The organism is Kitasatospora sp. MBT63, from assembly GCF_000710465.2.
Classification (GTDB): Bacteria; Actinomycetota; Actinomycetes; order Streptomycetales; family Streptomycetaceae; genus Kitasatospora.
The window spans coordinates 1-3,880 of sequence record NZ_JAIZ01000635.1; the positions used below are offsets into that span (position 1 = coordinate 1).

Sequence of the window (3,880 nt, forward strand, 5' to 3'; positions counted from 1 at the left end):
CCGCCTCGGCGACCTCGGCGGCGGTGGCGGACGGCACCGGCAGCGCGCCGCCGTGCTCGTCCTCGTCCACGCAGGCTCCGACCCCGGACGGCTCCGGGACCTCCTCCGCCGCCAGCCAGGACCCGATCAGTGCGCGCATCCCCTGCTCCCCCCTCATGCCCCCAGGATGCCAGCACCGCTGCCGGCCATCACCACCATTTCTGTCGACGAGAACGGCCGCACCCCCGTCCGGCGTTCATCCGGCGGCGAGCCACCCGGGGTCTCCGGCCGGCCGGTGCTGTGATCATGAGCAGTACGCGCTTCGGGCCCAGGGCTGCAGCCAGGGGATCGGCGCACGGGCCTGCCCCCGCGTCGCCTCCCCCAGGACGGCCGCAGGCTACCTCCCGTACCGCGACCGATGGGCCGCGATCAGGTCGCGGTACCAGGCGTACGAGCCCTTGGGCGTGCGCACCTGCGTCTCGAAGTCGACGTGGACCAGGCCGAATCTCTGATTGAACCCCTCAGCCCGTCGAACAGGCTGTCATTCTACCCAAAGCCCGTTCTGCATCTTCAATCCTCGTTCCTACTAAAGCAGTTGGAGACGACGGAAGCTCATGACTACTCGATGCAGGCGACCTGCCCTCCTCAAGGAACAACGCCGAGGACTGCGAGCTGGCCGCCGCGATCGCAAAGGACGCGGTCCATGCCGCACCCTCGGATCCGGATGCACCCGGCGGCCTGGGGGCGCTCACCGTGTGCGGCATGGGCACCGCGGCCATGGTGGGTCGACCGGTGGAGCCCACAGCGGCCAGGGCAGGGGTGGTATTCGCCGCGCTGGGCCGGGTACTTGTGCCTGACCTGTGATGCCGCCACCCGTGCCTTCTGATCCGGCAGTGGCGCGGGCCGGCGCGGGCCTATCGGGCCTCCGGCAGGCGGTCGCTGTGGTGTCGAGGGCGTCGCGCAGGGCAGGCAGGTCCGTGATGGCGGCCTGTTCGGCGAAGCGGGCCAGCAATCGGCGCAGGACCCGCTCGTCCCGGTCGCGCACGGCTTCGGCGATGGCCGTCGCCAGCGCCGCCTGGGCGTGGGGGTCTGGGGTGCGCGCCTGCCGCGCGTCCTGCGGCCCCTCCACCCTTCGCCTCCCGCTCACTCGTGATCCCTCGCCGCCGGACGCGGCGTCCTCCTCACAGCGCGGCTGCGGCGACCGGCAGCCCAGCCCCGTGCGGGGCGAAGAATACCTATCCGACCGGCACCGAAAAATCTGTTCCCGCGGGAGTAGACATTGCCGCGCACCGTGGCTAGTGTTTCTCCCGTAGAGAGCAGTCAAGCGGTACCCGCCAGACACGAACTGGCGGACAGCAGTTCAGAAATTCGCAGGTCGGCACGGTTGCAGGGTCCTGAAGCCAGGATGGTGCAGTTAGGCGACGGGACCGGTGGCCGGGCCGGGCGGCCCGCAGGTATCAGGGGCCGCTACCCAGCGGTACCGCAGTTCAGCAAGGCAGTACGCAGTACCCAGCAGTTGAGCAGGACGCAGGACACGCCGGGCAGGTGGGCGTGAAGAAGGCGGCGCGGTAGCGGAGCCCCGGAGCCACAGCAGGACGGTGACGGGACTGGCGGCCGGGCCAGGTGGCCCGCAGGCATCAGGGGCCGCCACCGAGCGGTACCGCAGTTCAGCAAGTGCACTACTCGTAGGTGAAGTTGAGTTCGGCAGTACCGGCAGTCGCAGTACGCGGTACCCCAGTGAAGGCGCCCAGACTGCGGGCGCGCGCGCTGGGAGTCCGGCAGTGGGGTTCCAAGCCGAGCGGTTGAGCAGGACGGGCAACGGGGCTGGCTGCCGGAGTCGGCGGGACCGTCAGGGACCGCCGCAGCAGTACCGGGTAGTTGGCACTACCACGCAGTTCGCACTACCGCAGTACCCGTGTGAGCGGTACCGAGCAGGTCGTATCACCACGCAGTTGGACGTACCGCAGTTCGCAGGAACCGGCCAGTACAGAGGATGAATGGAGGGACAGCGCGCCATCAGGATCGCCCGGCCCGTGAGGAAGTCGCCCGGGCGGATTCCGAAGACCCCAAGGCAAGGACGGTGGTTTCCGGTCACGCATACGCGATCCCCGCACGCCCCCTCCCCCGGGGCGACGCGGACATAAGGAACCCGACCCAGAGTCGGTAGATGGTGTAAAACCCTTCGGGGCCCCGGGAGCCGTAATGGCCCCGGGGCCCCTCAGCGCGTCCCCGGACACAACAACAAGAAGAGGTGCAGTGACCACGACAGCCATCCGACCGCATGCCCCCGACTCCCTCGACGACGACGACTACCCCGCCTACACCATGGGCCGCGCCGCCGAGATGACCGGCACCACTCCCGGCTTCCTACGCGCCCTCGGCGACCAGGGACTCATCACCCCCCTGCGCTCGGACGGCGGACACCGCCGCTTCTCCCGCTACCAGCTACGGATCGCCATGCGCGCCCGCGACCTCGTCGACCAGGGCACCCCCATCGACGCCGCCTGCCGCATCATCATCCTCGAAGACCAACTCGAAGAAGCCCTGCGCATCAACGAACAGCTCCGCCGCGACGCCGGACAGGAACCCGCAGCCGACACCTGACCCACCCACCAGGCCGACGAGACCGGCCCGCGGTGAGCGACACGTGCTCACCGCAGGCCGCCCCGGATACCAGCCCTCCGACCGCCGGCCGGCCACTCCCACCCGCACGACCCGCCTCACCGGCGCAGGCTGGTTCCACGCCGCCCGGTACGACAGCTCTCCTCCCCGCCGGAATTCACTTCCGGGTCGTTGATCCACTACCGTTCTGCCCGGGTCATGACGCGTGCCCCGCTGCGTGGGTCCGGTGGCCTACTTCTCGTTGGCCGTACCGGGCCCGCGCTCCCACTGCGCCCGATGGACCGGCACCCGGGGACCGGATCGCCCAGGCCGTGTTCAGCATGTGATTGCCCTGCCCTGTCTTGCCCGCACCCGGACCTTCCTGTCGGCGGTCCGCCTTGCGCTGAGCGGGTGGTCCGCGGCGTCACCCAGTCGCTACGGTACGGGTGCGCCCCCGCACGTGGGCCGTACAGGTCAGCCGCCCGCAACGCGGGCGCACCCCGGCCCGCGCAGACCGGAGCCGCAAGGAGCACCGCGTGGCCGTCCCTGCGGAGTTCGATCATCCCACTGCCTTCGACATCCGCCTGCGACCGGGAACGGACGGCCGCGTGCTCGACGCGGTGGGCGAACTCGACCACGACACCGGCCCTCTGTTCAACGCCGCAGTGGACAGCGCCCTGGACACGTCTTCCGTGCTGCGGGAACTGGTGATCGACATGTCCCGGGTGGCGTTCTGCGACTCCTGCGGACTCAATGCGCTCATCCGTGCCCACTGGAAAGTCCGCGAAACGGGCCTGGAACTCCAGCTGCTGAACCCGACCGGTCCTGTAGCGGCCCTGCTGCGGCGTACCGGAGTGAACCACGTGCTTCGGGTGAGTCCCGACCCCGCGGAGGCCCGTTCCGCGCAGGAGGATTCCAGGATCCTGTGATGCCCCGCCGTCCAGGTGGGTCCACAGCCTGGAGGAGGGGAGGCTACCGGGGGCGAGGGGACGGGTCGAGAGCGGAGGCGGAGCGTCCCCAGGCGGATGCAGCGACTGCCGGCGGGCGGGTTCAGAGGGTGAGCAGGCCGATGGCGTGGCCGTCGTGGTCGACGACCGGCCACGTGTCCAGGCCGCGGGCGCGCATGGCGGCTGCCGCGGTGGCGGCGGACATGTCGGGGGTGGCGAACGGGGCGCGGTCGAGGACGATGTCGCGTACCGGGGTCCGGGAGTGGGCCTGGAACGGGGCGAGGTGCCGCCGGGTCAGGAGGCCGGCGCAGCCGCCGTCGTCGTCGCGGACCAGGAGGTGGTCGGCGCCGGAG

At 70.6% G+C, this 3,880-nt stretch carries 3 protein-coding genes and 1 pseudogene; 2 read left to right on the forward strand and 2 right to left on the reverse strand.

The window, feature by feature from the left end:
- Window positions 1–376: 376 nt before the first annotated feature.
- Window positions 377–505, reverse strand: a pseudogene (locus AA75_RS48300) (family 1 glycosylhydrolase); the annotation flags it as partial.
- Window positions 506–2,235: 1,730 nt separating this feature from the next.
- On the opposite strand from AA75_RS48300, the gene AA75_RS33160 reads away from it, so the two are divergent.
- Together AA75_RS33160 and AA75_RS33165 are read left to right on the forward strand one after the other, a co-directional pair.
- On the forward strand, window positions 2,236–2,583 hold the full coding sequence (locus tag AA75_RS33160) for a helix-turn-helix domain-containing protein (protein ID WP_233289298.1): 348 nt from the start codon (window positions 2,236–2,238) through the stop codon (window positions 2,581–2,583).
- Between the two features lie 533 nt (window positions 2,584–3,116).
- Window positions 3,117–3,509 carry an STAS domain-containing protein gene (locus AA75_RS33165; protein WP_051813926.1) on the forward strand — a complete coding sequence of 131 codons (393 nt, stop codon included), beginning with the start codon at window positions 3,117–3,119 and terminating at the stop codon, window positions 3,507–3,509.
- A gap of 121 nt (window positions 3,510–3,630) precedes the next feature.
- Here the strand turns inward: AA75_RS33165 and AA75_RS33170 are convergent.
- The coding region (locus AA75_RS33170; RefSeq protein WP_033824061.1) for a CBS domain-containing protein at window positions 3,631–3,880 on the reverse strand (250 nt) is incomplete at its 5' end.